Below are 24,064 nucleotides of genomic sequence, written 5' to 3'. Positions count from 1 at the left end.
GCACCATAAGACGGTGCAACGAAACCGGCTACGGCAAAATTCGCAGCGCCGAACGCAAAACGCCGGGTATCAGAGACACCCGGCGTTTTGAATTCTCGGTCGAAGATGCGTCTCAGGACTCGGCGCGGCCACCCTGGATCACGACGACGCGACTGCCGATCTTCACGCGGTTATAGAGATCGACGACATCCTGGTTCATCAGTCGGATGCAGCCGCTTGAGACGGCATGGCCGATGGTCTCGGGCTCGGTGGTGCCGTGAATGCGGAACATGGTGTCGCGGTCGCCCTGGTAGAGATACATCGCGCGCGGCCCGAGCGGATTATCGATACCGCCCTCCATGCCGCCCGCCATCTTGCGGTAGCGCGCGGGTTCGCGGTTCATCATGTTTTCCGTCGGGCTCCAGTGCGGCCACTCGGCCTTGCGCTTGATCACCGCAGCGCCGGCGAAAGCGAGGCCGGCCTTGCCGACGCCGATGCCATAGCGCATCGCCTTGCCGTCGCCTTCCACGAGATAGAGATGCCGTGCGGCCGTATCGACCACGATGGTGCCTGCGGGCTCCTTGGTGCGGTAGGCGACGCGCTGACGCAGCATCGCCGAATCGATTCCGGAGACGTCGATGGCCGGGAGCGTGTGCCCGCCGTCATTCAACTCGGCATAGCTGGCGGACGGACCGCCAAAGCCGGTGGACGACATCATCCCCCCGCTGCTTGCACATCCTGCCAGCACAGCGGGCAACATCAAAAGCGCCAGAAGGCGCAGCCCGCGTGATCCACCAAAACCTGTCATTCCCAACCCTTGCTGCAACGCGCCCAATCCGGACGACCCGCACCTCATACAGGGCTGAGCGATCAAATCAGGCTCAACAGCGTGTCATTTCGCTCATGGAACAGCTCTGTGCTGCACTTTGCGCGTCGCTGTGGTGATCGCGCCACAGCCGCGCAGGCTCACGAATAACCTCAGGTTGATCAATCGCCTTTGAGGGTCGGCGAGCGCGCAGCACGGGCTTTCCCACGGAACCGCAGCAGCCATGGCCGCCCATGCGGGCCGACGCGCTCCACCATGGGTCTCACCGGCCCTGTTGAGGCCTGAGGCCGACAACATTGAGGACCGCGCCATGACGACACGATTCAGCACGATGTCGTCCCGCAACTATCAATGCGCGGACGACCGCTATAAGCGCCACGCGCATGACGAGATCGATATCATGTCCATTGGGAGGACGACGTGCTCGACGAAGTACACGCGCCTTATAATGCGAAGCACTTGCAGCTGGATTTCACGGCTTGCATCGTTGTGATCGGCATATTAGAGCACACAGCCGCGTGAGACTTCGCGTTACCCCAACGAGATTTTCAGATGACAAGCGTTCGCAGTCTTGCGCAAGGCAGCATTGCCGTTGGCCTGCTGGTCCTCGGTATGAAATACGCCGCCTATCATCTGACCGGCAGCGTCGCACTGCTGTCCGATGCGATTGAAAGTATCGTCAATGTCGTGACGGCGATCGTCGTCTTGCTCGCAACCACGCTGAGCGCGAAACCGGCAGACGACGATCATCCCTACGGGCACCACAAGGCTGAATATTTCTCGGCCGTGCTCGAAGGCGTGTTGATCGTGCTCGCCGCGATCCTGATCCTGCGCGAAGCCTATCAAAGCTATCTGACGCCCCGCCTCGTCGAAGCGCCCTGGCTCGGGCTGCTCGTCAACGCAGCGGCGAGCATCATCAATGCAGGTTGGGCATGGGTGCTGATCAGGCAAGGTCGCATTCACCGCTCGCCTGCCCTCGCAGCAGACGGCCGCCATTTGCTGTCCGACGTGTATTCTTCAATCGGCGTTCTCGGCGGCGTCGGAGTGGCGGCACTGTCGGGCATCGCCATTCTCGATCCCATCCTTGCGGCGCTCGTCGCGCTCAACATCCTGTGGGCCGGCTGGGGCCTGATGAAGGAATCGCTCAGCGGGTTGATGGACGAGGCAATTCCGCCAGCCATGCTCGCGAGTATCAAGCAGACCATATCGGCCCATGCCGACGGCGCGATCGAGGCGCATGACCTGCGCACCCGCCGCGCCGGCAGCATGACCTTTATCGATTTCCATCTGGTGGTGGCAGGATCGACCACCGTGAGCGCCGCGCACGACATTTGCGACAAGCTCGAGACCGCGATCCGCCAGGAGATCGGCGAAGCGCTGATCACCATCCATGTCGAACCCGACGACAAGGCCAAGCATTCCGGCATCGTCGTTCTCTAGATTTCGGATAACTTCGCTCCACGAACGGCTTTGACAGGTTCCGCCCCCGTGTTAATCGAGAGGCGAGGATCGTTCCCGTGACACATGTTTCGCGCAAACGCTGGTTTGGGGCCGTGGCATCTTTGGCCGCTGCCTACGCGCTTGTGCTCAATGTCGTGCTGTCCAGCCTGTTGCTCGCCGCGATCTCGCCGACCGCGCAGGCCGCAGGCTTCGAGCTCTGCCTCACCCATCCCGACCTTGCCGCCTCCCCTGACGACACCGGCAAGACATCAGGCGCTCCTGCGGTGCATTGCCCGATCTGCGTCGGCACCCATGCGCCCGGCGCCCCGCCGGCCTCCGCGACTTTCCTCGTCTCGCGCATCGCCATCGCGATCGCTCCCGTGGCTGCCCTCGATGATCGCATCGTCGCGATCGCCGCAACCTCCGACCACCGGGCCCGCGCGCCACCGCGCCTGAGCTGACGTTCCACGCCGTCAGACGCCGCGCATCAGCGCGCGCGTTGCTCAGTTCAATCCCGGTGGAGTTTTCCCCATGCTATCCGTTTCCATGCGGCTGCGCAGCGTCCTGCTCGCATCCGCGGCCGCGCTCGTTCCAGGTGCGGTGTCGGCCCAATCGGCCTCCTCGACATCGCTTCCGGCGGTCACCGTCGATGCGCCCGCACAGCAGCGCGCCACTGCCGCGCGCAAGCCACGCAACGCCGCGCCAAGCGCCCGCACGGCCCGCACCACCCCTGCGGCGACCCCGTCGCCCGCGAGCGCGCAAGCGCCGAGCGTGCCGGGCGCGCTCACGGTGCTCACCGCGCAGCAGGCACTCCGCGAGATCCAGCAGACGCCCGGCGGCGTCGCGCTGGTGACGGCGGATGCGTGGCGAACGTCGACGCCGTCGAACACCATCAAGGACGTGCTCGATTATGTGCCGGGCGTGTTCGCGCAGCCGAAATGGGGCGACGACACCCGGCTGTCGATCCGCGGATCGAGCCTGTCGCGCAATTTCCATCTGCGCGGCGTGCAGCTCTATATGGACGGCATCCCGATCAACACCGCCGATGGCTATGGCGATTTCCAGGAGATCGACCCGACCGCCTATAAATATGTCGAGGTGTTCAAGGGCGGCAACGCGTTGCGCTTCGGCGCCAATTCGCTCGGCGGCGCGATTAATTTCGTGACGCCCACCGGCCGCGATCCTTTTCCGAACGGCGCGTCGGTTGACATGGGCGCCTTCGGCTTCCGTCGCCTGCAGGCCAACACCGGCGGCGCCAATGGTCCGTGGGACGGTTTCATCACGGCCTCGACGCAATCCGCCGATGGCTTCCGCGATCACAGCTACGGCGAGGCAACACGCGTCAGCGGCAATGTCGGCTACCAGTTCTCGCCGGACTTCGAGACCCGCTTCTATCTCAATGCCAACAGCGTGCGGCAGCGCATTCCCGGCTCGGTCAGCAAAGACAGCGCGCTGAATTCGCCGACCACCGCAGCAGCAGGCAATCTCACCGGCGACCAGCAGCGCAACATCGACACCGTGCGTCTTGCCAATAAGACGACCATCCGGCTCGACAATACCACCATCGACTTCGGCGTCTTCGGCGTCGACCGGCACCTGATGCATCCGATCTTCCAGTATCTGGACTACAGCTATCAAGACTATGGTGGCTTCGCGAAGGTCACCGACGACCGCAATATCGGCGGCTATCGCAACGTGTTTGTCGCCGGCGTGAATGTCATCAACGGCCGGATCGACAATAACCAGTATGTCAATGTCGCGGGCCAGAAGGGCGCGCTGACATTCTCGTCCATCGATCGATCGAAGAACACCTCGGTCTACGCTGAGAATTCGTTCTATTTCCTGCCAACTGTCGCTGTCATTGGTGGCACGCAATTCCTTTATGCGACGCGCGACAGACAGGATCGTTTGAAGCCTAATGGGGTCGACGGATCGGGCTCTACCGAATTCAACCTGTGGAGCCCGAAGGGCGGATTGCTCTGGAACATCGATCCGACATGGCAGGCCTATGCCAATGTCTCGCGCAGCGCCGAAGTGCCGAGCTTCGGCGAGAGCGTGTCTGGCAGGGACAGTTCGGGCGCGAGCAATCCGATCATCCCCTTCACCAGCATCCGGCCGCAGCGCGCGACGACCTATGAGATCGGCACCCGCGGTCGGCGTCCAGACCTGACTTGGGAATTAACCGGCTATCGGGCGGAAATCAGGGACGAGCTGCAGTGCATCTACAGTTCCAACGGCAGCTGCAACGTATCGAATGCGGATCGCACCATCCATCAGGGCATCGAGGCCGGTCTCGGCATCGCGCTCTTCAAGGGCATGTTCGATGCAGGGCCGCTGCCAGACAAACTCTGGCTCAACATGGCCTATACGTTCAACGACTTCCGCTTCGACAATGACGCGACTTTCGGTAACAATCAGTTGCCGGGTGCGCCCCGTCATTATCTACGTGCGGAACTGCTCTACAAACACGCCAACGGCTTCTATCTCGGCCCCAATGTCGAATGGGTGCCGGAAGCCTATTATGTCGACAGTGCCAATACGCTGAAGACCGAGCCCTATGCGCTGCTCGGCTTGAAAGCCGGCGTCGACAATGGCGGCACATATTCGGGCTACATCGAAGCACGCAACGTGCTCGATACCCGCTACATCGCCTCCGCCAGCATTCTCAATCAGGCCACGGCGACATCGCCGCTGTTCGAACCCGGCACCGGCCGCGCTATCTATGCCGGCGTCAAGGCGAGGTGGTGAAGATGATGAATTCCGCTATGCTTCAATCCACGAAAGGACGTTCCATGACCAACCGCTCCATGCTGTTGCTTCTCACTGCGCTGGGCGCAGTGGCATCGCCTGCTTATGCCCATGTCTTCGTGCAGAGCGGTCCGGCTACGGTCGGCGGCTCCTATCGCGCAGTGCTCGCCGTACCGCATGGCTGCGGTGCCTCGCCAACGACGAAGATCACCGTGCAGATTCCGGAAGGGATGATCGCGGTGAAGCCAATGCCGAAGCCAGGCTGGACCATCGCCGTGAAGAAAGGCGCCTATGCGCAGTCCTACGATTTCATGCATGGCATGAAGGCGTCAGAAGGCGTGAAGGAAATTACCTGGACCGGCAAGCTCGACAACGACTTCTATGACGAGTTCGTGTTCTCGGCCTATCTGCCCGCCGCATTGAAGGCCGATGCACCGCTGTATCTGCCGACGCTGCAGAGCTGCGAGCAGGGTACGGAAGACTGGGCGCAAATCCCGGCTGCGGGGCAGGATCCGCACAGCCTGAAATCGCCGGCGCCGATCGTACGCCTTGCCGCGGCATCACCACATGATGCAATGGCGCAGATGGCCGGCATGGTTCATGCGGGCGACCTGATGATCATGACCCCCTGGACGCGTGCCACACCGCCCGCGGCCAAGGTCGCCGGCGGCTATCTCACCATCACCAACAACGGCAAGACCAGCGACAAGCTGCTCGGTGGCACATTCACCGGCGGCAGCCGCATCGAGGTGCATGAGATGAGCGTGACCGATGGCGTGATGAAGATGCGCCCACTCAATGACGGACTCGAGATCAAGCCCGGCGCCACCGTGAAGCTCGAGCCTGGCGGCTTTCACCTGATGCTGATGGATCTCGCCAAGCCGTTCGCCAAGGGCGACAAGGTGAAGGCACAGCTGCAGTTCGAGAAGGCCGGCAAGGTGGACATCGAACTCGACGTCAACGCCGTCGGCGCCTCGGCACCGGCCGGCGGCGGACACGCGCACTGATCACGTCGAGATACTGCGCACCGCACATGTTGCGGTGCGCCTGATGTCTACGACAAAGCCGCAATTACGTCGCGTGTATCCTGGCGTTAATGCAGCCGGGGAGCTTTCAGCATCTTGGAGCGGTCCGTGGATACCAACTCGACATCGAATGTATCGCCACCGCGATAGAGCGTCAGCGGCACATCGACACCGGCCGGACCTAGCGCCCAGAGTGCGCGATAGAATTCGACGGAATCGGATACCTCCTCACCGTTGACGGCAAGAATCACGTCGCCGGTCTTGAGCTCGGCCCGGGCCGCGGGGCCCTTCCTGGCGATCCCGACCACGACGACCTTGTCCTCGACCTCGGCGGCATACAGCCCGAGCCACGGCCGCGGCGGCTTGTTGGCACGACCATAGGTCTTGAGATCGTCGAGGACCGGCTTCAGCAGGTCGATCGGCACGACCATGTTGAGATGTTCGTTCTTGCCGCCATGCTCGCGCTCGATCTGCAGCGAGCCGATGCCGATCAACTCGCCCTTGGCGTTGATCAGGGCGGCACCGCCCCAGTTCGGATGCGCCGGATGCGTGAAAATCGCGTCGTCGAGCAGGTATTCCCAATAGCCGGCGAATTCCTGTGTCGCGGCGATCTTGCCGGCCACGGACCGCGTGCGTCCGCCGACGCCGCCGACCACAACGCGATCGCCGATCTTCGCGCTCGCCGACTCACCGAGCGGCAGCGGCGCGATGTCGATTTCGCCGAGTGCCTGCACGAGTCCGAAACCGCTTTCCTGATCGACGCCCAGCGCCGTGCCCTGCACCACACGGCCGTCGCCGAGATGCACCCAGATCGTTTCGGCCTCGGTGATGAGATAGCCGATGGTGAGAATGAGACCGTCACCGATCAGCACGCCATTGCCGGCGCGCTCGGTGCCGAGCGTATCTGCCGTGAAAGCATCTTCCGGGATGATGCAATGCAGCCCAACCACCGCCTCCAGCGCCTGCTCGAGGTCGAATCCGTAATCCTCAGCACGCGGCTGCACACCCGGGGGCACTTTCCACTCGGTCAGTGAAGGCATGCAAAATCTCCTTTGTCCGGGATGGGTAGCCCCCGCCATATAAGAACCGATCGCGGACGTGGAAGTCCAGCCTGTGAACTTAGCGACCCTGCGGCGTTTGGTTACGCACCGGGACGTTGTGCGAGCCACGCCAGTAGCACCGCATTGACCTCGCGCGGATAGCAGTGGCTGAGATCGTCGATCTCGCGATAGGTGACGTCGGCGCCGGCGATCGTGAGCGCCTGCTGTGCCTCGCGCGCGGTCTGCACCGGAAACATCCAGTCGAGACGGCCATGAACGAGATGGATCGGCAGGCCGCGCAGGCGATCTGCATCGGCGAATTGCGCCATCAGCGGATGGAAGGTCGAGGCCACCGGCGCCAGATGGGTGAAGGGCGACTCGGCGCGGAGGCCGCTGACATAGCAGAAGGTGCCGCCATCGCTCATGCCGGTCAGCAGCAATTGCGCGGGATCGATATGCCAGCGCGACTGCACCAGATCGAGAATGCGCGAAAGATTCGGCGTATCGGCATCGTCGCCCATCAGCGCCCAGGTGCTGCCGATCGCCGTCGGCGCGATGAGGATCGCGCCAGAGCTGCGCGCATCGGCGAGCCAGCTCCACAAGAAAGCCCGGCCGTTGCCGCTCCCGCCATGCAGCGCCATCACCAGCGGCCAGGCACGATCCGGCGTGTAGGTTTCCGGCACATACATCGAGAAACCGCCGCGACGTCCGGGCTCACCATCATGAATGACGCCGGTGTTTTCTGCCGAAGGCAATGCCAGTCGTTCAAGCAGTGCCGTGTTCTCGCGCATGTCAGGCGGAAGAAAGAACGTACTCACCGGCGGCAGCCGCGCCACCGTGGCATAGAGCGATTCCTGCGCGCGCGTGGCGTGGCGCAATGCACGAAACACCGTCGGCAGATCGCCGCCGGGCTGCTGGGCGGCGCGCAGGCCGGTAAAGGCTGTCAGCGCCGCGTCACTCGCCGCATCGAGATGTGCCCGCAGATCGGTGAAATCGTCCGGCCACGCGTTGAGCTCTGCGCGCACCGCCTTGAGCGCCTGATCGGGCTCGCCCACCGCTTCCATAACGGCACCGAAAGTCGGCGGATGCAGATTGCGCACAACAAATTGCAGCGCCTCGAGCGACTGCAGCAAGGGCGGCAGCAGAACAACGATATCGTCGACGACTATGTCGCTCATCGGAAGCTCCGGGCAGATCGTTTGGCCCCATCAACCCAGGACCGAGCGAGAAGCCAGAGACCATACTGATACGACGGCAAAGCGGCCATCTCCGCGCCCGGCGAAAGATCTGTCAGTCCCAGTTACAGATCATCCAAATCACTCACATCCGGTACAATCGCTGCGCCGAAACATTGAAATACCATAGACTTCTCGATTTTGTATACATATACAAAATTCATGAGCATCAACCCGATCGCCGCCAGGCCCTATCTGAGAGACGAAGTCTATACGGCCCTGAAAGTTCGGCTGGGGGTGCGCGCAGCCGGCCTCACGGCTCCCTTGCGGCTTCGCGAAGAGGAGCTTGCAGCTGAGCTCGGGGTCAGCCGGACTCCCGTACGTGAGGCCATGCGCAGGCTCGAACAGGAAGGACTGATCACGTTTCGCCCGCGCCGCGGCGCACGGCTGATGCCGACATCGCTGCCGGAATATCTCGAATGGCTGTCGATCCGAGAAATGCTGGAAGGTCTGGCAGCACGCGAAGTGGCCCTCAACGGTGCGAATGATGTCGCGCCTCGCCTGCGGGCCGTGTTCGCCGATTTCGATGAAGCCAGCGCGCTGGCACGCCCCGCCGAATATGCCGCTGCCAACACCGCCTTTCATGCGCTGATGATCAAAGAGAGCGGCAACGCCCTGCTCGGCAAAACATGGGACTCATTCGGCCATCTGAAAATGGCGGGACTGCGCTTCATCGAGCGTCTCAATCGCGGCTCGCAATCGTTTCATGAGCACCACGACATCATCGACGCGATCGCACAGCGCGATCCCGACCGCGCGGAAATGCTCGCACGACGGCATGTCCGTTTGCTGCGCGACCAGGCAGCGGCGTCGTTGAAAGAATTTGACCTCCCCGGACAGAATGAGACCACACCATGATCTTCCTCACTTTTGCAGCCGCAGACGGATCGCATCTGGGCCTCGTGATCGATGACAATGTTCTCGATCTGACGAAGGCGTGGCCGGATGGCCAGGCCTCCGCGCCGCGCCATGTCGGCGATCTCGCCGAAGCCGGCGAAGCGGGGCTCGCCATCGTGCGTGGTCTCGCATCCACCGCGAATGCCGCGCACCTTGTTGCGCTGGCATCGCTGACGCTGATGGCACCGATCCCGCGGCCGAAAAAGAACGTTTTCTGCGTCGGCCGCAATTACAAGGATCATATCGACGAAGGCATGCGCGCGCAGGGCAAGGCGCCCGCGCCGCTGCCGAGCGTGCCGGAATTCTTCACCAAACCGCCGACCGCCGTGATCGCTTCAGGTGAAACCATTCCGCAGCATGCCAATGTCACCGAACAGCTCGATTACGAGGTCGAGCTCGCCGTCATCATCGGCAAGCCCGGCAGCAACATTTCCGCACAGAACGCCTTCGATCATGTGTTCGGCTATTCGATCATCAACGATATCACCGGCCGCGACATGCAACGCCGTTACGGCCAGTGGTTCAAAGGCAAGGGCCTCGATCGCTCCTGCCCGTTCGGGCCGGTTGTGGTCCATGCGTCCGCCCTGCCGAATGTTGCCGACATCAGAATCTTCAGCACGGTCAATGGCGAGGTACGTCAGGACAGCCGCACCAGCCGCATGATCTTCGATATTCCAGCCATCATCGAACATCTGACGCGCGGTCTCACGCTGGAGCCCGGAGACGTGATCGCCACCGGAACTCCGTCCGGGGTCGGCTATGCGATGACGCCGCCGCGCTTCCTGCTCAAGGGGGATCGCGTCACGGCCGAGATCGAAGGCATCGGCATCCTGTCCAACAGCATCGTGGCCTGACACGGCACCGCACTCGCCAAAAACAAGGACAACAACATGAGTGATTCCCGGACACTTCGCGTGCAGCGCGCGACGTCGAACTTTCGCTGGCCGAATGGTGCACGCATCGGCATCGTCTTCAACCTGGCCTACGAAGCCTGGTCGCCTGGCAAGGCGCCGGGCATCGGGCCGATGGGCAACGTGTTGCAGCCCGGCTTTTTCGATACCAACGCACATTCCTGGGCAAGCTACGGTGCCGTACGCGGCATCCAGCGCCTCACGCGCATCGCTGCCGCAAACGATGTGAAGACCAGCATCATGGTCAACGGCGTGCTCGCCGAAACCCACCCGACCGTGCTGAAGGAGCTTCATGCCGCTGGTCACGAGATCGTGGCGCATTCCTATGGCATGGATGTCATCCCGGTCTATTTCGACGAGGCCGGTGAGCGCGCCAATATCCGCCGCACCGGTGACCTCATCGCCGCCGTCACCGGCGAACGTCCGAAAGGATGGATCAGCCCACGTGGCACCGGAAGCCTGATTTCGCCAAAGCTGCTCGCTGAGGAAGGCTATGTCTGGTTCGGCGACTGCAATGACGACGACCTGCCCTCGATTATCATGCAGAAAGATGCGCCGGAGCAACGCATCGTCGGCATTCCGCTGACGATGGACGTGAACGATCTGCCGCACAGCATCCGCTACGGCAATGCGCCGGCGACGCTGATCGACCAGTTCCGCGCCATCCTCGACAATGCAAGCCAAGCCGACGCGGCACCGTTCATGCTCGATGTCACCGCGCATACCCATGTGTTCGGTCGGCCGGCAGGCGCGTGGGTTTACGACGCCATGATCAAGCTGGCGCGCAAGCGCGACGATGTCTGGATCGGCACGCGTATGGAGATTGCCGAATACGCGCTGGCGCAGGGCCGGTGGTTCAAGGACGAGGTGTTCTGAACCACACCTGTTGAGGAGGCGCAAAAGCCTCCCGAAAAAAACATCGAGGAGGAATATCATGACGCACGTCTTCAAGCGCGCATCCAGCGCGGTCGTCATCACCGCAGCGCTGCTGACGGCGATCGGTCCCGCCGTCGCCCAGCAGCCCTACCCGGCGCAGCCGGTGCGCCTGCTCGTCGCTTTCGCGCCGGGCGGCCCAGCCGATATCATCGCGCGCATTGTCGGACAGAAACTGAACGACCTGTGGCGCGAACCCGTCGTGATCGAGAATCGCGGTGGTGCCGGTGGCAATATCGCGGCTGCCGCGGCTGCAAGGGCCGAAGCCAATGGCTATACCGTGCTGGTGACAACAAGCGCATTCGCCGTCAATCCGAGCCTGTCGGCAAAGGCCGGCTATTCGCCGGATGAATTCAAGACCGTGGTGGTCGCGGCGACCACGCCCAATCTGATCGTCGGCGCGCCGAATCTCACAGCATCGACCCTGCGCGAGGTGATCGCCTCTGCCGCCAAGGAAAACTTCACCTATGGCACGGCTGGTGTCGGCACCACGCCGCATCTGTCGGCCGAAAAAATATTCAAGCTCAACGCCAAGGCCAACATCGTGCATGCGCCATTCACGGGGGCAGGTCCCGCGCTAAATGCCGTGATGGGCGGTCACACGCTTCTGGCCAGTGTCGCCTTGCCCGCGGCGATGGAGCTGGTGAAGGGCAAACAGGTCAAGGCGCTGGCCGTGACAAGCCGTGAGCGTATGCCATCGCTTCCGGATGTCCCGACCGCGCGCGAGCTCGGACTGAGTGACGACGAGGATGCAACCTGGGTGGCATTCCTGGTCCCGGCCAAGACGCCGCAGGCAATCATCGACAAGCTCAACGCTGACGTGAACAAGACGCTTGCAGATGCAAGTGTTCGCGAACAATTCGACCGCATCGGCTTCGCGGCCGTTGGCGGCTCGGTGACCGACTCCCAGGACTATGTGCGCGGAGAGATCACCAAATGGGGCGATATCATCCGCAAGCTCGAGCTGAAGCAGGAATAGCGACCTTGGCGTAGCGCCCGACGCCCCTACGGATCCAGTTCCGTATCCCAGTAGAGATAGTCCAACCAGCTGCCGTGCAGATAGTTCGGCGGAAACAGCCGGCCGTTGCGATGCAGCTGGTGCACCGTCGGCGCGAACGCCGTCTGGCGCGGGAACATGCGCGCCTGCTGCGTGGTCATGTTGCCCTTGCGCAGATTGCAAGGCGAACAGGCCGCAACAACGTTCTCCCAGGTGGTCTGGCCGCCCTTGGAGCGTGGAATGATATGATCGAAGGTCAGATCGTCATGCGAGCCGCAATACTGGCAGGAGAAGCGGTCGCGCAGGAAAACGTTGAACCGGGTGAAGGCGGGATGCGTCGTCGGCTTCACGAACGACTTCAGCGACACCACGCTGGGCAGCTGAAATTCGAACGAAGGACTCCGCACCGCGTGATCGTAGTGCTCTACGATATTCACACGGTCGAGAAACACTGCCTTGATCGCGTCTTGCCACGACCACAGCGACAGTGGGTAGTAACTCAGCGGCCGGAAGTCCGCATTGAGGACCAGAACCGGCCAACCGCCTTGCGAGACATGTGCGTTCAAGTAACGCTCCTGACCCCCACATATGGCTGCGAAGCAACCTGTCTCCACATACTACAGGCAGCGTGACAGGGTTGTGAAGGGCATAGGGCAGACCTTATCCCCTCACAAAAGCGCCGCGTTGGGTCGCTTTTCTGGGAACTGCGGGTGGTCTGTCGCAGCGCCTGCCGCTAAACCCCGTGGCGCGTGCCCGGTTCGCGGCCGCAAATACCGGACGCTGCCCGATGGTCCCTTCCTCCCGCTATCTCGAGGCCCCGCAACGGCTGCGCGCCTTTGTCCGTGCGCATGAAACCAGCCTTGCGATTCTGGCAGCGCTGATCGGCGTGATCGGCGGTCTCGTGGTGGCCGCCATGAGCGCTGCGGTCAGCGTTCTTCACGCGGTGTTGTTCAATCTGGAATGGGGCCAGCGGCTCTCCAGCCAGTTCTGGATTGATCCGGTGCGCGCGATTCTGGTTCCCACCTTTGGCGGGCTGCTGCTGGGCCTCGCCTTCCTGTGGCTTTTGCGCTGGCGACCGGCCCGCGAGGTCGACCCCATCGAGGCCAACGCGCTCCATGGCGGGCGGATGTCGTTCCGCGGCAGCATCATCGTCGCGCTGCAAACCGTGTGGTCCAGCGGCGTCGGAGCCTCGGTCGGCCTCGAGGCCGGCTACACCCAGCTCGCCAGCGGGCTCGGTGCCTCCATCGGGCGCGCCTTCCACCTGCGTCGCGGCGACCAGCGCGTGATGGTCGGCTGCGGTGCGGCAGCTGCCATTGCCGGCGCATTCGGTGCGCCGCTGGCCGGCGCATTCTATGCCTTTGAACTGGTGATCGGCGGCTACACATCGGCGAGCCTGATGCCGGTCGGCATCGCCGCGGTGATTGGCTATTTCGTAGCCCATGCCTTCGATCCACTGTCGCTTGGCGTCGTTGCCGGCCGGTTCGGCGACGTGCTCGGTCATGATCTCGCAGTGGCGGCCTTGCTCGGCGTGTTCGCCGCGACCTTCGGCATCGGCATCATGCGCGTCGTCGCCTGGACCGAAGCGCTGCTCACCAAAATCAAATTGTGGCCGCCGCTGCGTCCGGCGCTGGGCGGGCTGCTGGTCGGGTTGATGGCGCTGCTGACGCCGCAAGTCATGGCCTCCGGACACGGTGCGCTGCATTTCGGGGGCATGACTGCCTATCCGGTCGCATTGGTGGCCTTTGTGATGGCGCTGAAAACGCTCGCCTCGATCGTCTCGCTCGGCACCGGTTTTCGTGGCGGTCTGTTTTTTGCCACACTGTTTCTCGGCGCGCTCGGCGGCCATCTGTTCGCGGTCGGCTTCAATGCGATCGGCGCCGGCTTCACCATCGATCCCGCCGTCTACACCATCATCGGCATGAGCGCGCTGTCGGCCTCGGTGATCGGCGGGCCGCTCACCATGTCGTTCATCGCGCTCGAATCCACCGGCAATCTCTGGCTCACCACTGCGGTGCTGGTCGCTGTCATCATCTCCACCCAAATGACGCGCGAACTGTTCGGCTACTCTTTCGCCACATGGCGCCTGCATCTGCGCGGCGAGACCATCCGCAGCGCCGCGGACGTCGGCTGGATCCGCGATCTCACCGTCAAGCGTCTGCTGCGCCCGGACGTCCCGACCGTCGACTCCACCATGCCGCTCGACGAATTCCGCGAGAAGTTCCCGCTCGGCTCGAAGACCCAAGTCGTCGCCGTCGATCCCGAGGGCCGCTATGTCGGCCTCGCCATCGTCGCTGAAGCGCATTCGCCTGACGTGACAGCCTTTCGGCTCGACAGCCTGCTGCATTGTCGCGACGTCGTCCTGCATCCGGACATGAACATCCGCGACGCCATGGTGGTATTCGAGGGCGCCGAAGCGGAATCGCTGGCGGTGGTCGAGGCCGAAAGCCACCGCGTGCTCGGCACGCTCTCGGAAGCCCACGCGACGCGGCGCTACGCCGAAGAGTCCGAGCAGCGCCGCCGCGAAGCCCTCGGCGAGATGTGATGGTCCGCCGTTAGCCGTCCGCGAGCGACAGCATATGCCCCTGATCAGGCGGCACCCGGCCGGCCAGTGTAGCGCGATAGATATTCTCGACGGCGACGGGGCCACGGCTCTCGGCAACCGTCAGCGACTGTTCCAGCAGCGGCAGGAATCCTGACCACGCCGCGGTGAACCGGGTATCGATGCCGCCCGGTCCCCATTCTTTGGCACGCTTGCGGATCTGGTCCGGCGCGAAGAACCATGCGGGCTTGGCGCCGGGAAGCTCTTCATCCACCGCTGCATCCTGATGGGTGAGCCCGACGCGCCCGCTATAGACGAGTTTGTGCTTGAGGTGCCGATGCAGCCGGCCGCGCAGGTCGGCATTCCCGGCCATATCGACGAAGGCCACCGGCTGATCCGCGGGCAGCGTATCGATATGATCGTAGAGCACGACATCGTCGTAGCAGCCGAGCGACCGCACGAAATCGGCATTCCCCGCCGAGGTCAGGCCAATCACGCGGATCGGCTTGCGCTTGCTGTGCAGCAGATGCGCGAGACCGAAGGCGGTCTTGCTCGAGGCACTGGAGAGAATGACAGTGCGTGCACCGAAGAATTCCTCCTCGGCGAGAAAATCATCGACCAGGAACGAGAGCATGAAGAGCGGCCGCAGCAGCGCTTGATAGTCGCCATTGCGTCCAGCAAAGGCCGGATCACCGGTCACCCGCGATATGCATTGTAGACCGGCGCCACGCCCTGCCGGTGCGCCGCGCCGTCGCGCAGGCCGCGCTTGCTGACATCCGCGGCCTCGATCACCAGATGCGAGGCCATCGGGAAATAGCCGAACAGCCGCTCGCCTTCGACGATCTGCGGATGCATCGAGGCGATCACCCTGCCGAAACCCCAGACCGGAATGTTGCCGAAGCCGTCAGGCGCCTTGAACAACTGCCAGTATTTCATCCGGTCACCCAGCATCGCATAAGTGATGTTGTTCGCGGTGAAGGCGAAGCGTTCGACCTCGACTAGAAGGCAATCATCGGACAGTTCGTCCAGTCGTGGCAGCGACATCTGCACCAGTGCCGTGCCGTGAAAATCATTCTTCGCGATATTGAATTGCGTGCATGTGCTCATGTTCGAACTCCGCGGCGTTTTGCTGCTGCGATCATTCCCGCCGCCAATGTCTGTTTTGCGACAGCGGAGTTGTTTAAAACAACGTCCGTTTCAAACGCTGTTCGACTACTTACACCGTGGGAACCGTGCCGCCGTCGATCACGAATTCTGCACCGGTGATTGATGCCGCGCGCGGCGATGCCAGAAATGCCACGAGGTCCCCGACTTCGTGCGGCCTGGCCGGGCGTCCGAGCGGAATACCGCCGAGCGAATCCATTAGCATTCTCTGCGCGCCCTCATAATCGGTGCTGTTCTCGTCGGCGATCGTCTGCACCAGCCCGACGGCGGCCTCGGTTTCCACCCAGCCCGGCGAGACGCGCACCACGCGGATGCCTTTCGGGCTAACTTCCTTTGATAGCGCCTTGCTGTAGTTTCCGAGTGCCGCTTTCGCTGCCGCGTAAGCCATCGTGGCATCGTGCAACGGCAGCACACGCTGGATCGAAGTGACATGAATGATCACGCCGGATTTCTGCTCCAGCATCGACGGCAACAGAGCGCGATCCAGTCGGACGGCAGCATAGAGATTCAGGTCCATTGCGCGCTGCCAAGCGGCGTCATCGAGCTTTGCGAAACCGCCCGCCGACGCGGACGACCCGCCAACGACGTGGACAATGATATCGATGCCGCCGAGGCGCTTCAGGACCGCGTCGGCGAGCGCCGTGCACCCGTCGGCGGTGGCAACGTCAGCAACGACGAAGCCGGCATGGTCCGGCATGCCGTCCGGCCTGTTGCGCGCTGTCGTGAGCACCACTGCACCCTGTGCCAGCAGGCACGCGACGACGGCTGCACCAATACCTTTGGTCCCACCGGTCACGAGCGCCCGCTTGCCAGCGAGTTCGCCGCCCGCCTGATGATTTGTCATCGTCCAGTTCCTCATTTTCACATCCGCACAGCGCGGCGCATTGTCTGCGAGGGAAATGCGGATATGTTTGCCGAATGACAAGAACGCACGAGAAAGTGGGGGGCTTACCTCCAGGTAAGGAACCGTGGACTGCGACGACCGCATCGGACGGGATCGAGCAGTCGCTGAAGATGATCGGCGGACGCTGGAAGCTGGAAATCCTGTTTCGTCTGTTCGGCGGCCGAATTTTGCGCTTCTCTGAACTCGAACGCGCAATCCCTGCGGCCTCGCAGAAGATGCTCGCGCAGCAATTGCGGCAGCTCGAGGCCGACGGTATTGTTCGACGCGTCGTGCATGCGCAGGTGCCTCCGAAGGTTGAATATGCGCTAACGGATTGGGGCGAATCTCTTTGCCCTTCGCTCGACGCACTGCTCACATGGTTCGCATGGAAGCCAGCATCCGACGCCGCAGTATCTGCCATAGGGACATCCACCTCGCCTCCTGCCGAGGAGTAGCCTGGCCCGCACAGTCGATGCTGCGGCCCGCAACGTGTTCACTTCGCCGGTTTGCCGATCACGCCTTCGCGCTTCTTGATGGCGTGATAGTAAGCCCACCACAGATGCGCCGCCGCACCGCGCAGCGGACGCCATGGTTCTGCCAGCGGCGCCATCTGCTTCACGGTCGGCCGCTCCTTGAGACCGAGCCCGACCTTGATTGATTCCTGAATGGCGACATCGCCCGCCGGCCATGCATCGCCATGGCCGAGACAAAACAGCAGATAGACGTCGGCCGTCCATGGTCCGATGCCGTGCAATGCGACCAGCGTGTTATGCGCAGCGTCGGCGTCTTCCTCGGCGAGCACATCGAGATTCAACCGCTCCTCGACGAGTTCGCGCGCCAGCGCCTTCAACGTCTTGATCTTCGCCGCCGACAGGCCAAGCCGGCCCAGGCGATCGGTACGCGCCTTGCGGATGGCGTGATGATCGAATGGCGAGAAGGCGCCCGAGACGCGGCCCCAGATCGCTGAAGCCGACGCCACCGAGACCTGCTGCCCGCAGACGATCTGCGCAAGCCCTTCGAAGCCCGGCGCACGTTGCCGAAGTGCCGGCATCCCGGCCATGGCCAGGATCGGTTTCAGACGCGGGTCGAGCTTCACCAGCTCCATAACGGCGTCGTCGAGCACGGATTGATCGGTAAGATGGACGGTCATGATCCCCAAGGATCACCACGGCGTGACCGCAAGATCAATCCTGCCAATGAATGCGCTGCGGCAATAGCGCACCATGCAACCGGGAACCAAAGCCCCGGACGTCGCGTTGTTTGCGTTCAATGGAGGCTACCGCCATGCGGACGTTTTTTGGAATGATCCTGGGTGCGCTGATCCTGGGCATCGGCGTTTACATCTACGATTCGATGTCGACCTCGTCAGTGGCGAACGGCCAGACGGCGCAGGAGCGCCGGACGATCGTCAACTGGGATGTTGCTGCCAATGAGTGGGAAGCACTGAAGACGCGCACCAAGCAGGATTGGGCCAAGCTGACCTCGCAAGTGAAGTCGTAAGCACATCAGCAACGAGAAGACTGGTTCAGCCGATCAAAGATGCCCTCGCCGATGAGCGGGGGCATTTTTCTGCCTGAACCCGCTGAAGCTTACTTCTTCGCAGCCGCGGCTTTACGCGCATCGGCGATCGCAAGAACGAACTGTTCTTTGGTGATCGGGCCGGGAATCCGGAACTTGCCGACGATGAAGGACGGCGTGCCGTTAAAGCCGAAAGCCGTCGCCTGCTCATCGATCTGCTTCAGCTTGGCAACGATCGCATCCTGATTTTTCTGCAGATCGGCGACGGCGCGATCGACATCGATACCGGCCTTGGCGAGCCGATCACGCGCGATCGCCTCGGTCAGTTTGGTATCGAGGCTGATCAGGGCGTCTTGCGCCTCGATGAACTTGTTCTGGTATCTGGCAGCGAGCACGAGACGGGCCGCATAGACGGACACCGGCCCGAGGATCGGCCAGTCCTTCGACACCAGGCGAACCTTGCCGTCTTCCTTCACCAGGGCGCGCAGGTCGGGGGCGATCTTGCGGCAATAGGGGCATTGGTAGTCGAAATATTCGACGATGGTGATGTCGCCCTTCGGGTTACCTGCGGCCGGGATGTCCGGATCGCGGAGTACCGCGGCTTCGTTAAGGACGTCTTCGTCCTTGGCGGCACCAGATGCCGCGAGGACCTTGCCGGACGCGCCGAGCAGCATGGCGCCACCGAAAAGCCCGAGCGCAGCGCGCCGTGTCGTGGCGGTCTTCGAGGTCTCGCGGATTGCGGCGGTCATGATGTTCTCCGAAGACGCATCATGCGCCAGCGCTCAGGTGATGTAGATGTTGCGGGCCAACATATAGAGCGCCACGACGATAATGATAGACGCAAAAACGGTATTCAACGCGCCCCGCCGCAGCGACAGATGCCGCGCCAGGCTGGTTCCCAACAGTCCGCCGAGCAGACCACCCAGAATGAACACCAGCGCAAGTTTCCAGGAGATCAGCCCGGACCAGGCATAGCTCGATGCCGTGGTGAGACCGAATGCGGTGACCGCCACCAGCGATGACGAGATCGCACTCATGATCGACATGCCCGTGGCCGCCATCAGCGCCGGCACGATCAGAAAGCCGCCACCGATTCCGAAGAAGCCGGACAGCGCGCCGGTGACAAGACCCAGCGCAAGCAGCGAAGGCGTGTTCGACATGCTGATCTCGACGCGGTGCTCGCCGACTTGGGCGCGCGTCTTCAGCATCAGCACGGCGATCACCAGCATCAGGACCGCGAACAGCGCCAGCAAATTCTGCCCGTCCACCTGCTTGCCGAGAATCGAGCCTCCGAGCGCACCGGCGATTCCTGCAGCAGCAAACACCAGCGCGCAGGACCAGTGCACATTGCCGCCACGCGCATGATTGCCGAGATTGACCGCCGCATTGGCCGCAACCGCAATGGCGCTGGTGCCGATCGCGACATGCGGCTCAGGCACGCCGACAACATAGACCATCAGCGGCACAGCGAGGATCGAGCCGCCGCCACCGACCAGGCCGAGCGAGAAGCCGACCAGTGCGCCCGAAGCCAGGCCGAGCGCCCCTTGCATCACAGTCATCATGAACGGCTGATTCTCATCTTCTCATCTGAGCATGATCTTTCGAAAAAATCAGTGTCCACTTGTTCGGATCATGCGCGCAACGGTGTGACCATAATGACCTTTCCGGCCCGGCTCCATGCAGCCGGCATCACAAATCCGCCTGCCGGGAAAACGCTGTCGTGACCATCAGCGCACCAGCAGGGTGACGGCGAGCGGCACCAGTAGAGAGGTCACCAGCGCATTCAGGCTCATCGCAATGCCGGCGAAGACCCCGGCCACCGCATCGACCTGAAAGGCCCGCGCTGTGCCGATCCCATGCGACGCCAATCCGACGGCAAAGCCACGGGCGCGATAATCGGTGATGCCCATGCGGTTCATCATCGGGGTGACGATGATCGCGCCCATGATGCCGGTCAGCACCACCGCCACCGCGGTCAGCGATGCGTCAGCGCCGAGCGACTCGCTGATACCCATGGCGACGCCGGCGGTGACCGATTTCGGCGCCAGCGACAGCACCACATTTTGCGGCAGGCCGAAGGCCTTTGCCAGCAACACAACCGAGACGATCGCCGTGGCACAGCCGACCACCAGCGCGGCGAGCATCGGCACGATCGCTGCCGCCACGACCTTGCGATTCTCATAGAGTGGCACCGCGAGCGCCACGGTCGCCGGACCGAGCAGGAAGTGCACGAATTGCGCACCGCTGAAATAGGTCGTGTAGGACGTCCCGGTCAGCAGCAGGAACACGGCGATGATCCACATCGAGTGGAATACCGGATTGGCAAACGGATGCCGGCCGGTCGCCAGCGACAGCGCATCCGCCGTCGCATAGACCAGCAGCGTCACGGTCAACCACAGCAGCGGCTGCTGCGAAAGATAGACCCAGAGTGAGAACGGATTGGCGGTCATCACGCGCTTCGCCCGCGTGTCATGACCCGGCTGATGATGAGAAACGTCGCCACCGTCACCAGCAGCGTGATCACGACCGAGACCGCCAGAACGCCGACGATGGCGGTGCCATGCTCGGCCAGCAGATCGAGCTTCTGCACCACGCCGACACCGGCGGGAATGAACATCAACGACAGATGCGCGAGCAGGCCCTTCGCGGCATTCTCCACGCCGCCGCCCTGCAGCGGCCCCTGCGCGAACAGCATGGCGCGGTCACGCAGCAACAGCAGAACGAGCAGCAGCAACATGCCGAGCACCGGGCCGGGCACCGGCCATGCAAAAGCGCGCACAGCGATCTCGCCAGCGAGCTGGCACAGCAGGATCAGGGACAGACTGGCAATCATAGGGACTCCGCGGGTGACGGATCGTTATCGCCCGCGAAGCAAGTGATGTCGATCAACCCCAGCGCGCGGCTGATCCGATCAGGCGGCACCCTTCAGCTTCTTGGTGCATTCGCTGTAGTAGCCGCCGCCTTTTTCGATCCACTTCATGCCGCCATTGGCATTGGCGGCCTTGTTGGCATTGTACTGATCCACGCAGGTGTGCATCCGCGCTTTGCCAGCCGTCTCCTTGGCGTATTTCGGATCGACCACCGACGGGAAGGTGGCAGGGCCTGCCGGAGCCGCAGCTGTCGTGGCTGCCGGCTTGGGGGCTGCAGCAGGTTTGGGAGCCGCTGCGGGCTTGGCTTCGGCAGGTTTGGCTTCGGCAGCCTTCGGCGCCGCTGTTGCAGCAGGCGCAGCGGCGGGCGTCGTCGCAGCGGCATCGGTCCCGCATTCGGCTTTGCGGAAGTCATTCCATTTCTGGCCGTTCAGCGTGCCGGCGGTCTTGGCCGCCTGATATTTTGCACTGCATTCAGTTGCGGTGAGTGCATGGGCCGGACTGAAGGCAAGCAAAGCAAAACTGGATACTGCAATCGCGCAGGCGAATTTGACAGGCATTGTCATGGCATTCTCTCCCTTTGCTACACAAAGTAAAAGTAGACGAAGGCATCCTATCGCTACCGCTGCATGTGGCAACGACATCGCAGCTCCCCGCGAAAAATTATCGTGATCGCACCATCAGATATATTTCAACTCATTCACCTGCCGTTCAGCCCGGCGCGCCCACCCTGTCCTCCCTGTTCAATTCGAGGTGCTGCCATGATCCGATTCGCTTCCAGCCTAGCTACCGCTGCCGTCGCCTCCTTCCTCCTGGTCGGCGCGGCCACCGCTCAGACACCTGCGCCGGCGGCCACCAAGACTGCGCCCGCCAAGGCGGCCCCCGCCGAGAAGATGGCGCCTGCGGACAAGACAGCCGAGAAACCCCGTACGGCGGCGTCACTCGAATGTTCGAAACAGGCCGACGCCAAGGGCCTGCATGGCACCGAGCGCCGTAAATTCCGTTCGGAATGCAAGAAGACCGCAAAACCGAACTAAACTCTCGTCATGCGCCTGTCCCTCGCCCGGAAAGCGAGGGACAGGTAGACCACACCGCATTTGTCGACAGGTGCGGACTTTGCCATAAAGCGGGCTCCTTCAGCTTCCCGTGCAAATGGCCATCGCTCTTCCCACCCCCCTGCAGATCCGCACCACCCTTGAGACGCTCGTCATCGGCACGATCGGCGGCGCACTATTCTATTGGGCGGAATTGCCGGGCGGGCTGATCTCCGGCGCGATGATCGCGGTCGCGGCTTACGGCATCCTTGGCCGCCCCGTCGGCCTGCCGCAGCCGATGGCCCATGTCATCCTGATGACACTGGGCCTGTCGCTCGGCTCGATGGTGTCACCGGAGATGGTGCACAATCTCAGCGCCTATCCCGTGACCATCGCGTTGCTGGCGATGGCCACGTTCTGCGCCACCTTCGGCAGCAGCATCTATCTGCAGCGCGTCCATGGCTGGGACCGCACCTCCGCGCTGCTGGCCGGCAGCCCCGGCGCACTCTCGCAAATCATCATGCTGGCCACCGAGCGCAATGCCGACGTGCCGGGCATCGCGGTCGTGCAGATTTTCCGCGTCATCATCCTCACTGGCATGGTGCCGCTGCTGCTCGCCGCCACCGGCCTGATGGGTCATGGCCCGTTGCCCTCGCGCGGACCGGAAGCCTCGCCGTTGGCGCTCGCCGAATTGGCTGCCGCGGCCGTTGCCGTCTCGCTGTTCATGCGCTGGATCAAGTTTCCGGCAAGCTGGATGTTCGGTGCGATGATGGCCTCGTCGGTCCTGCACGGCACCGGCTGGGTCCACGGCACGCTGCCGCAATGGGCCTATATCACGGCTCTCGTCGGCATCGGCAGCCTGATCGGCTCACGTTTCGGCAAGATCTCGCCGCGCACCATTCTCAGCCATGTCTGGGCGGCGCTCGGCTCATTCACGGTGGCCATCGCCATCTCGGCCGTGTTCGTGACGATCATCGCGCTCACCACGACTGTGAAGCTGAGCGATGTCGTCGTCGCCTTCGCGCCCGGCGCCATGGACGCCATGCTCGCACTGGCGCTGACACTGCATATCGATCCGGTATTCGTCGGCGCGCATCATCTGTCGCGCTTCATCTATGTCTCGATCGTCACGCCCGGCATCGTGCATCTGTTCGGCAAGGCGCAGGACGACATCGACGATTAGCGCCGTGCGGTCTTGCCTGCGCCCCACAGTGCGATCGCCGCCATCAGCAGCGAGATCAGCACATTGTAGCCGGCCAGCGACAGGCCAAGGAAACGCCACTGCACCTCGTCGCAGCGAATCACCTTCACGGTGTCGAGGCGCTCCAGCAGGCTGCCGGCCTTGCCGAGATCGACCACCGGACCCGAACAGTCCGTCGGACCCTGCCAGAATGTCCATTCGACCCCGGCGTGATAACCGCCGAGCACCGCATTGGCGAGCGCCGCCAGCGCCAGCACAATGAGGCCGGTCACAACCAGGCCGCGCGGCACGTCCCTGGACGCAGCAATCGCCACCAGCACCGCCAACGGAATCGCGAAATAATAGGCATAGCGCTGTTCGAGGCAGAGCGGACATGGCCGGATATCCAGTACCAGCTGGAAGAACCAGGCCCCCGCCAGCGTCGCCAGTGCGATCAGGCCGACTACCAGTGCGGCGACCAGCGCCGGGTTGGATGAGGCATGCACGGGCGCGGATTGAGGGGCGGTCTGGGCAGTCACGGTGCTCTCCGGAGTGGCTGTTGCGTCCTATCCCGGGGCACACACCCTGTCGAGGCAGCCTTGATCACACTGGAGTGTGCGCGGCGGCCCTGTCGGCCAAACCGCAGGTTGACCCGCCCGGAGCGCCCGCTATATTCCGCCCGCTTCGCGCCCCGGGTCTCCGGCCGGCGTCCGAAGGCCCCTGTGGCGGAATTGGTAGACGCGCTCGACTCAAAATCGAGTTCCGCAAGGAGTGCTGGTTCGATTCCGGCCAGGGGCACCAACAGCTCATCAGCAATGATCCGTTGACGAGGGGCTGTATTTCCGAAA

General features: G+C 62.9%; 25 protein-coding genes, 1 tRNA gene and 1 pseudogene. 14 read left to right on the top strand and 13 right to left on the bottom strand.

What is annotated here, in order from left to right:
- Positions 1-112 precede the first annotated feature (112 nt).
- The gene (locus LPB73_RS28840; protein ID WP_231079050.1) at positions 113-697 is read right to left on the bottom strand and encodes a L,D-transpeptidase; all 585 of its coding nucleotides are present in this window, start codon (positions 695-697) and stop codon (positions 113-115) included.
- Positions 698-1,357: 660 nt separating this feature from the next.
- Between LPB73_RS28840 and LPB73_RS28835 the strand changes: the two genes are divergently transcribed.
- From LPB73_RS28835 to LPB73_RS28820, 4 genes are all read left to right on the top strand, one after another.
- Positions 1,358-2,245, top strand: coding sequence for a cation diffusion facilitator family transporter (locus tag LPB73_RS28835; protein ID WP_089267632.1), 888 nt, complete (start codon positions 1,358-1,360; stop codon positions 2,243-2,245).
- 77 nt (positions 2,246-2,322) lie between these two features.
- The gene (locus LPB73_RS28830) at positions 2,323-2,706 is read left to right on the top strand and encodes a DUF2946 family protein (protein ID WP_231079048.1); all 384 of its coding nucleotides are present in this window, start codon (positions 2,323-2,325) and stop codon (positions 2,704-2,706) included.
- Between the two features lie 70 nt (positions 2,707-2,776).
- Positions 2,777-4,993, top strand: coding sequence for a TonB-dependent receptor family protein (locus LPB73_RS28825; RefSeq protein ID WP_231079046.1), 2,217 nt, complete (start codon positions 2,777-2,779; stop codon positions 4,991-4,993).
- A 44-nt stretch (positions 4,994-5,037) separates the two neighbouring features.
- Entirely contained in the window at positions 5,038-6,000 is a 963-nt protein-coding gene (locus tag LPB73_RS28820) for a DUF1775 domain-containing protein (protein ID WP_231079044.1), read from the top strand.
- Between the two features lie 86 nt (positions 6,001-6,086).
- Here LPB73_RS28820 and LPB73_RS28815 read toward each other — a convergent pair whose 3' ends face one another.
- Positions 6,087-7,058: a S1C family serine protease gene (locus LPB73_RS28815; protein ID WP_120287257.1), complete on the bottom strand. Its 972-nt coding sequence runs from the start codon at positions 7,056-7,058 to the stop codon at positions 6,087-6,089.
- Positions 7,059-7,159: 101 nt separating this feature from the next.
- Positions 7,160-8,236: a phospholipase gene (locus LPB73_RS28810; protein ID WP_231079042.1), complete on the bottom strand. Its 1,077-nt coding sequence runs from the start codon at positions 8,234-8,236 to the stop codon at positions 7,160-7,162.
- Between the two features lie 219 nt (positions 8,237-8,455).
- On the opposite strand from LPB73_RS28810, the gene LPB73_RS28805 reads away from it, so the two are divergent.
- Genes LPB73_RS28805 through LPB73_RS28790 form a run of 4 tightly spaced genes read left to right on the top strand, consistent with a single transcriptional unit; the run spans position 8,456 to position 12,013 of the window.
- Positions 8,456-9,151 (top strand): GntR family transcriptional regulator, encoded by a 696-nt coding sequence (locus LPB73_RS28805; protein WP_231079040.1) that lies wholly within the window; start codon positions 8,456-8,458, stop codon positions 9,149-9,151.
- Positions 9,148-10,044, top strand: coding sequence for a fumarylacetoacetate hydrolase family protein (locus tag LPB73_RS28800; RefSeq protein WP_231079038.1), 897 nt, complete (start codon positions 9,148-9,150; stop codon positions 10,042-10,044). Before LPB73_RS28805 ends, LPB73_RS28800 begins: the two co-directional genes overlap by 4 nt.
- 36 nt (positions 10,045-10,080) lie before the next feature.
- Positions 10,081-10,977: a polysaccharide deacetylase family protein gene (locus LPB73_RS28795; RefSeq protein WP_231079036.1), complete on the top strand. Its 897-nt coding sequence runs from the start codon at positions 10,081-10,083 to the stop codon at positions 10,975-10,977.
- Positions 10,978-11,035: 58 nt separating this feature from the next.
- Positions 11,036-12,013 (top strand): Bug family tripartite tricarboxylate transporter substrate binding protein, encoded by a 978-nt coding sequence (locus LPB73_RS28790; RefSeq protein WP_231079034.1) that lies wholly within the window; start codon positions 11,036-11,038, stop codon positions 12,011-12,013.
- Between the two features lie 26 nt (positions 12,014-12,039).
- Here LPB73_RS28790 and LPB73_RS28785 read toward each other — a convergent pair whose 3' ends face one another.
- Entirely contained in the window at positions 12,040-12,597 is a 558-nt protein-coding gene (locus LPB73_RS28785; RefSeq protein ID WP_089267641.1) for an HNH endonuclease, read from the bottom strand.
- Positions 12,598-12,818: 221 nt separating this feature from the next.
- Between LPB73_RS28785 and LPB73_RS28780 the strand changes: the two genes are divergently transcribed.
- Complete coding sequence (locus LPB73_RS28780) at positions 12,819-14,573, top strand: chloride channel protein (protein ID WP_231079033.1); 1,755 nt, start codon at positions 12,819-12,821, stop codon at positions 14,571-14,573.
- A 10-nt stretch (positions 14,574-14,583) separates the two neighbouring features.
- Here LPB73_RS28780 and LPB73_RS28775 read toward each other — a convergent pair.
- A pseudogene (locus LPB73_RS28775) lies at positions 14,584-15,677 on the bottom strand (DUF2855 family protein).
- A 109-nt stretch (positions 15,678-15,786) separates the two neighbouring features.
- Positions 15,787-16,578, bottom strand: coding sequence for an SDR family oxidoreductase (locus LPB73_RS28770; RefSeq protein ID WP_231079032.1), 792 nt, complete (start codon positions 16,576-16,578; stop codon positions 15,787-15,789).
- Between the two features lie 74 nt (positions 16,579-16,652).
- On the opposite strand from LPB73_RS28770, the gene LPB73_RS28765 reads away from it, so the two are divergent.
- Entirely contained in the window at positions 16,653-17,072 is a 420-nt protein-coding gene (locus tag LPB73_RS28765) for a winged helix-turn-helix transcriptional regulator (RefSeq protein ID WP_231079031.1), read from the top strand.
- A 38-nt stretch (positions 17,073-17,110) separates the two neighbouring features.
- On the opposite strand, the gene LPB73_RS28760 is transcribed toward LPB73_RS28765, so the two are convergent.
- Entirely contained in the window at positions 17,111-17,767 is a 657-nt protein-coding gene (locus LPB73_RS28760; RefSeq protein ID WP_231079030.1) for a DNA-3-methyladenine glycosylase family protein, read from the bottom strand.
- A 134-nt stretch (positions 17,768-17,901) separates the two neighbouring features.
- On the opposite strand from LPB73_RS28760, the gene LPB73_RS28755 reads away from it, so the two are divergent.
- Positions 17,902-18,117 carry a hypothetical protein gene (locus LPB73_RS28755; RefSeq protein ID WP_068730379.1) on the top strand — a complete coding sequence of 72 codons (216 nt, stop codon included), beginning with the start codon at positions 17,902-17,904 and terminating at the stop codon, positions 18,115-18,117.
- Positions 18,118-18,206: 89 nt separating this feature from the next.
- Here the strand turns inward: LPB73_RS28755 and LPB73_RS28750 are convergent, their stop codons facing one another.
- The 5 genes from LPB73_RS28750 to LPB73_RS28730 all read right to left on the bottom strand — a co-directional run bounded on the left by LPB73_RS28750 (position 18,207) and on the right by LPB73_RS28730 (position 21,568).
- Positions 18,207-18,884: a DsbA family protein gene (locus tag LPB73_RS28750; protein WP_093757425.1), complete on the bottom strand. Its 678-nt coding sequence runs from the start codon at positions 18,882-18,884 to the stop codon at positions 18,207-18,209.
- A 33-nt stretch (positions 18,885-18,917) separates the two neighbouring features.
- Positions 18,918-19,697: a sulfite exporter TauE/SafE family protein gene (locus LPB73_RS28745; protein ID WP_068729255.1), complete on the bottom strand. Its 780-nt coding sequence runs from the start codon at positions 19,695-19,697 to the stop codon at positions 18,918-18,920.
- A 165-nt stretch (positions 19,698-19,862) separates the two neighbouring features.
- The gene (locus LPB73_RS28740; protein WP_231079029.1) at positions 19,863-20,585 is read right to left on the bottom strand and encodes an LrgB family protein; all 723 of its coding nucleotides are present in this window, start codon (positions 20,583-20,585) and stop codon (positions 19,863-19,865) included.
- Positions 20,585-20,968, bottom strand: a complete 384-nt coding sequence (locus tag LPB73_RS28735) for a CidA/LrgA family protein (RefSeq protein ID WP_231079028.1) — start codon at positions 20,966-20,968, stop codon at positions 20,585-20,587. Before LPB73_RS28735 ends, LPB73_RS28740 begins: the two co-directional genes overlap by 1 nt.
- Before the next feature lie 78 nt (positions 20,969-21,046).
- Complete coding sequence (locus tag LPB73_RS28730) at positions 21,047-21,568, bottom strand: hypothetical protein (RefSeq protein ID WP_231079026.1); 522 nt, start codon at positions 21,566-21,568, stop codon at positions 21,047-21,049.
- A 195-nt stretch (positions 21,569-21,763) separates the two neighbouring features.
- On the opposite strand from LPB73_RS28730, the gene LPB73_RS28725 reads away from it, so the two are divergent.
- The gene (locus LPB73_RS28725; protein WP_414716836.1) at positions 21,764-22,039 is read left to right on the top strand and encodes a PsiF family protein; all 276 of its coding nucleotides are present in this window, start codon (positions 21,764-21,766) and stop codon (positions 22,037-22,039) included.
- Between the two features lie 115 nt (positions 22,040-22,154).
- The gene (locus tag LPB73_RS28720) at positions 22,155-23,219 is read left to right on the top strand and encodes an AbrB family transcriptional regulator (protein WP_231079023.1); all 1,065 of its coding nucleotides are present in this window, start codon (positions 22,155-22,157) and stop codon (positions 23,217-23,219) included.
- Here the strand turns inward: LPB73_RS28720 and LPB73_RS28715 are convergent.
- A complete protein-coding gene (locus LPB73_RS28715; protein WP_231079021.1) occupies positions 23,216-23,755 on the bottom strand; it encodes a disulfide bond formation protein B in 540 nt (179 codons plus the stop codon). The genes LPB73_RS28720 and LPB73_RS28715 overlap by 4 nt on opposite strands.
- A gap of 177 nt (positions 23,756-23,932) precedes the next feature.
- Between LPB73_RS28715 and LPB73_RS28710 the strand changes: the two genes are divergently transcribed.
- Positions 23,933-24,017 (top strand) — tRNA-Leu (locus LPB73_RS28710).
- Positions 24,018-24,064 lie beyond the last annotated feature (47 nt).

The organism is Tardiphaga sp. 37S4, assembly GCF_021044645.1.
Lineage (GTDB): Bacteria > Pseudomonadota > Alphaproteobacteria > Rhizobiales > Xanthobacteraceae > Tardiphaga > Tardiphaga robiniae.
The sequence above is the reverse complement of the archived record's forward strand: the minus strand, read 5'-3'. Positions and strand labels throughout refer to the sequence as shown.

Coding starts and splice junctions, on each gene's coding strand:
- LPB73_RS28840 (WP_231079050.1), bottom strand. CDS start 697: ATGATGTCGTCCACCGGCTTTGGCGGTCCGTCCGCCAGCTATGCCGAG.
- LPB73_RS28835 (WP_089267632.1), top strand. CDS start 1,358: ATGACAAGCGTTCGCAGTCTTGCGCAAGGCAGCATTGCCGTTGGCCTG.
- LPB73_RS28825 (WP_231079046.1), top strand. CDS start 2,777: ATGCTATCCGTTTCCATGCGGCTGCGCAGCGTCCTGCTCGCATCCGCG.
- LPB73_RS28820 (WP_231079044.1), top strand. CDS start 5,038: ATGACCAACCGCTCCATGCTGTTGCTTCTCACTGCGCTGGGCGCAGTG.
- LPB73_RS28815 (WP_120287257.1), bottom strand. CDS start 7,058: ATGCCTTCACTGACCGAGTGGAAAGTGCCCCCGGGTGTGCAGCCGCGT.
- LPB73_RS28810 (WP_231079042.1), bottom strand. CDS start 8,236: ATGAGCGACATAGTCGTCGACGATATCGTTGTTCTGCTGCCGCCCTTG.
- LPB73_RS28805 (WP_231079040.1), top strand. CDS start 8,456: ATGAGCATCAACCCGATCGCCGCCAGGCCCTATCTGAGAGACGAAGTC.
- LPB73_RS28800 (WP_231079038.1), top strand. CDS start 9,148: ATGATCTTCCTCACTTTTGCAGCCGCAGACGGATCGCATCTGGGCCTC.
- LPB73_RS28795 (WP_231079036.1), top strand. CDS start 10,081: ATGAGTGATTCCCGGACACTTCGCGTGCAGCGCGCGACGTCGAACTTT.
- LPB73_RS28790 (WP_231079034.1), top strand. CDS start 11,036: ATGACGCACGTCTTCAAGCGCGCATCCAGCGCGGTCGTCATCACCGCA.
- LPB73_RS28780 (WP_231079033.1), top strand. CDS start 12,819: ATGGTCCCTTCCTCCCGCTATCTCGAGGCCCCGCAACGGCTGCGCGCC.
- LPB73_RS28770 (WP_231079032.1), bottom strand. CDS start 16,578: ATGACAAATCATCAGGCGGGCGGCGAACTCGCTGGCAAGCGGGCGCTC.
- LPB73_RS28765 (WP_231079031.1), top strand. CDS start 16,653: ATGACAAGAACGCACGAGAAAGTGGGGGGCTTACCTCCAGGTAAGGAA.
- LPB73_RS28760 (WP_231079030.1), bottom strand. CDS start 17,767: ATGACCGTCCATCTTACCGATCAATCCGTGCTCGACGACGCCGTTATG.
- LPB73_RS28755 (WP_068730379.1), top strand. CDS start 17,902: ATGCGGACGTTTTTTGGAATGATCCTGGGTGCGCTGATCCTGGGCATC.
- LPB73_RS28750 (WP_093757425.1), bottom strand. CDS start 18,884: ATGACCGCCGCAATCCGCGAGACCTCGAAGACCGCCACGACACGGCGC.
- LPB73_RS28745 (WP_068729255.1), bottom strand. CDS start 19,697: ATGATGACTGTGATGCAAGGGGCGCTCGGCCTGGCTTCGGGCGCACTG.
- LPB73_RS28740 (WP_231079029.1), bottom strand. CDS start 20,585: ATGACCGCCAATCCGTTCTCACTCTGGGTCTATCTTTCGCAGCAGCCG.
- LPB73_RS28735 (WP_231079028.1), bottom strand. CDS start 20,968: ATGATTGCCAGTCTGTCCCTGATCCTGCTGTGCCAGCTCGCTGGCGAG.
- LPB73_RS28730 (WP_231079026.1), bottom strand. CDS start 21,568: ATGACAATGCCTGTCAAATTCGCCTGCGCGATTGCAGTATCCAGTTTT.
- LPB73_RS28725 (WP_414716836.1), top strand. CDS start 21,764: ATGATCCGATTCGCTTCCAGCCTAGCTACCGCTGCCGTCGCCTCCTTC.
- LPB73_RS28720 (WP_231079023.1), top strand. CDS start 22,155: ATGGCCATCGCTCTTCCCACCCCCCTGCAGATCCGCACCACCCTTGAG.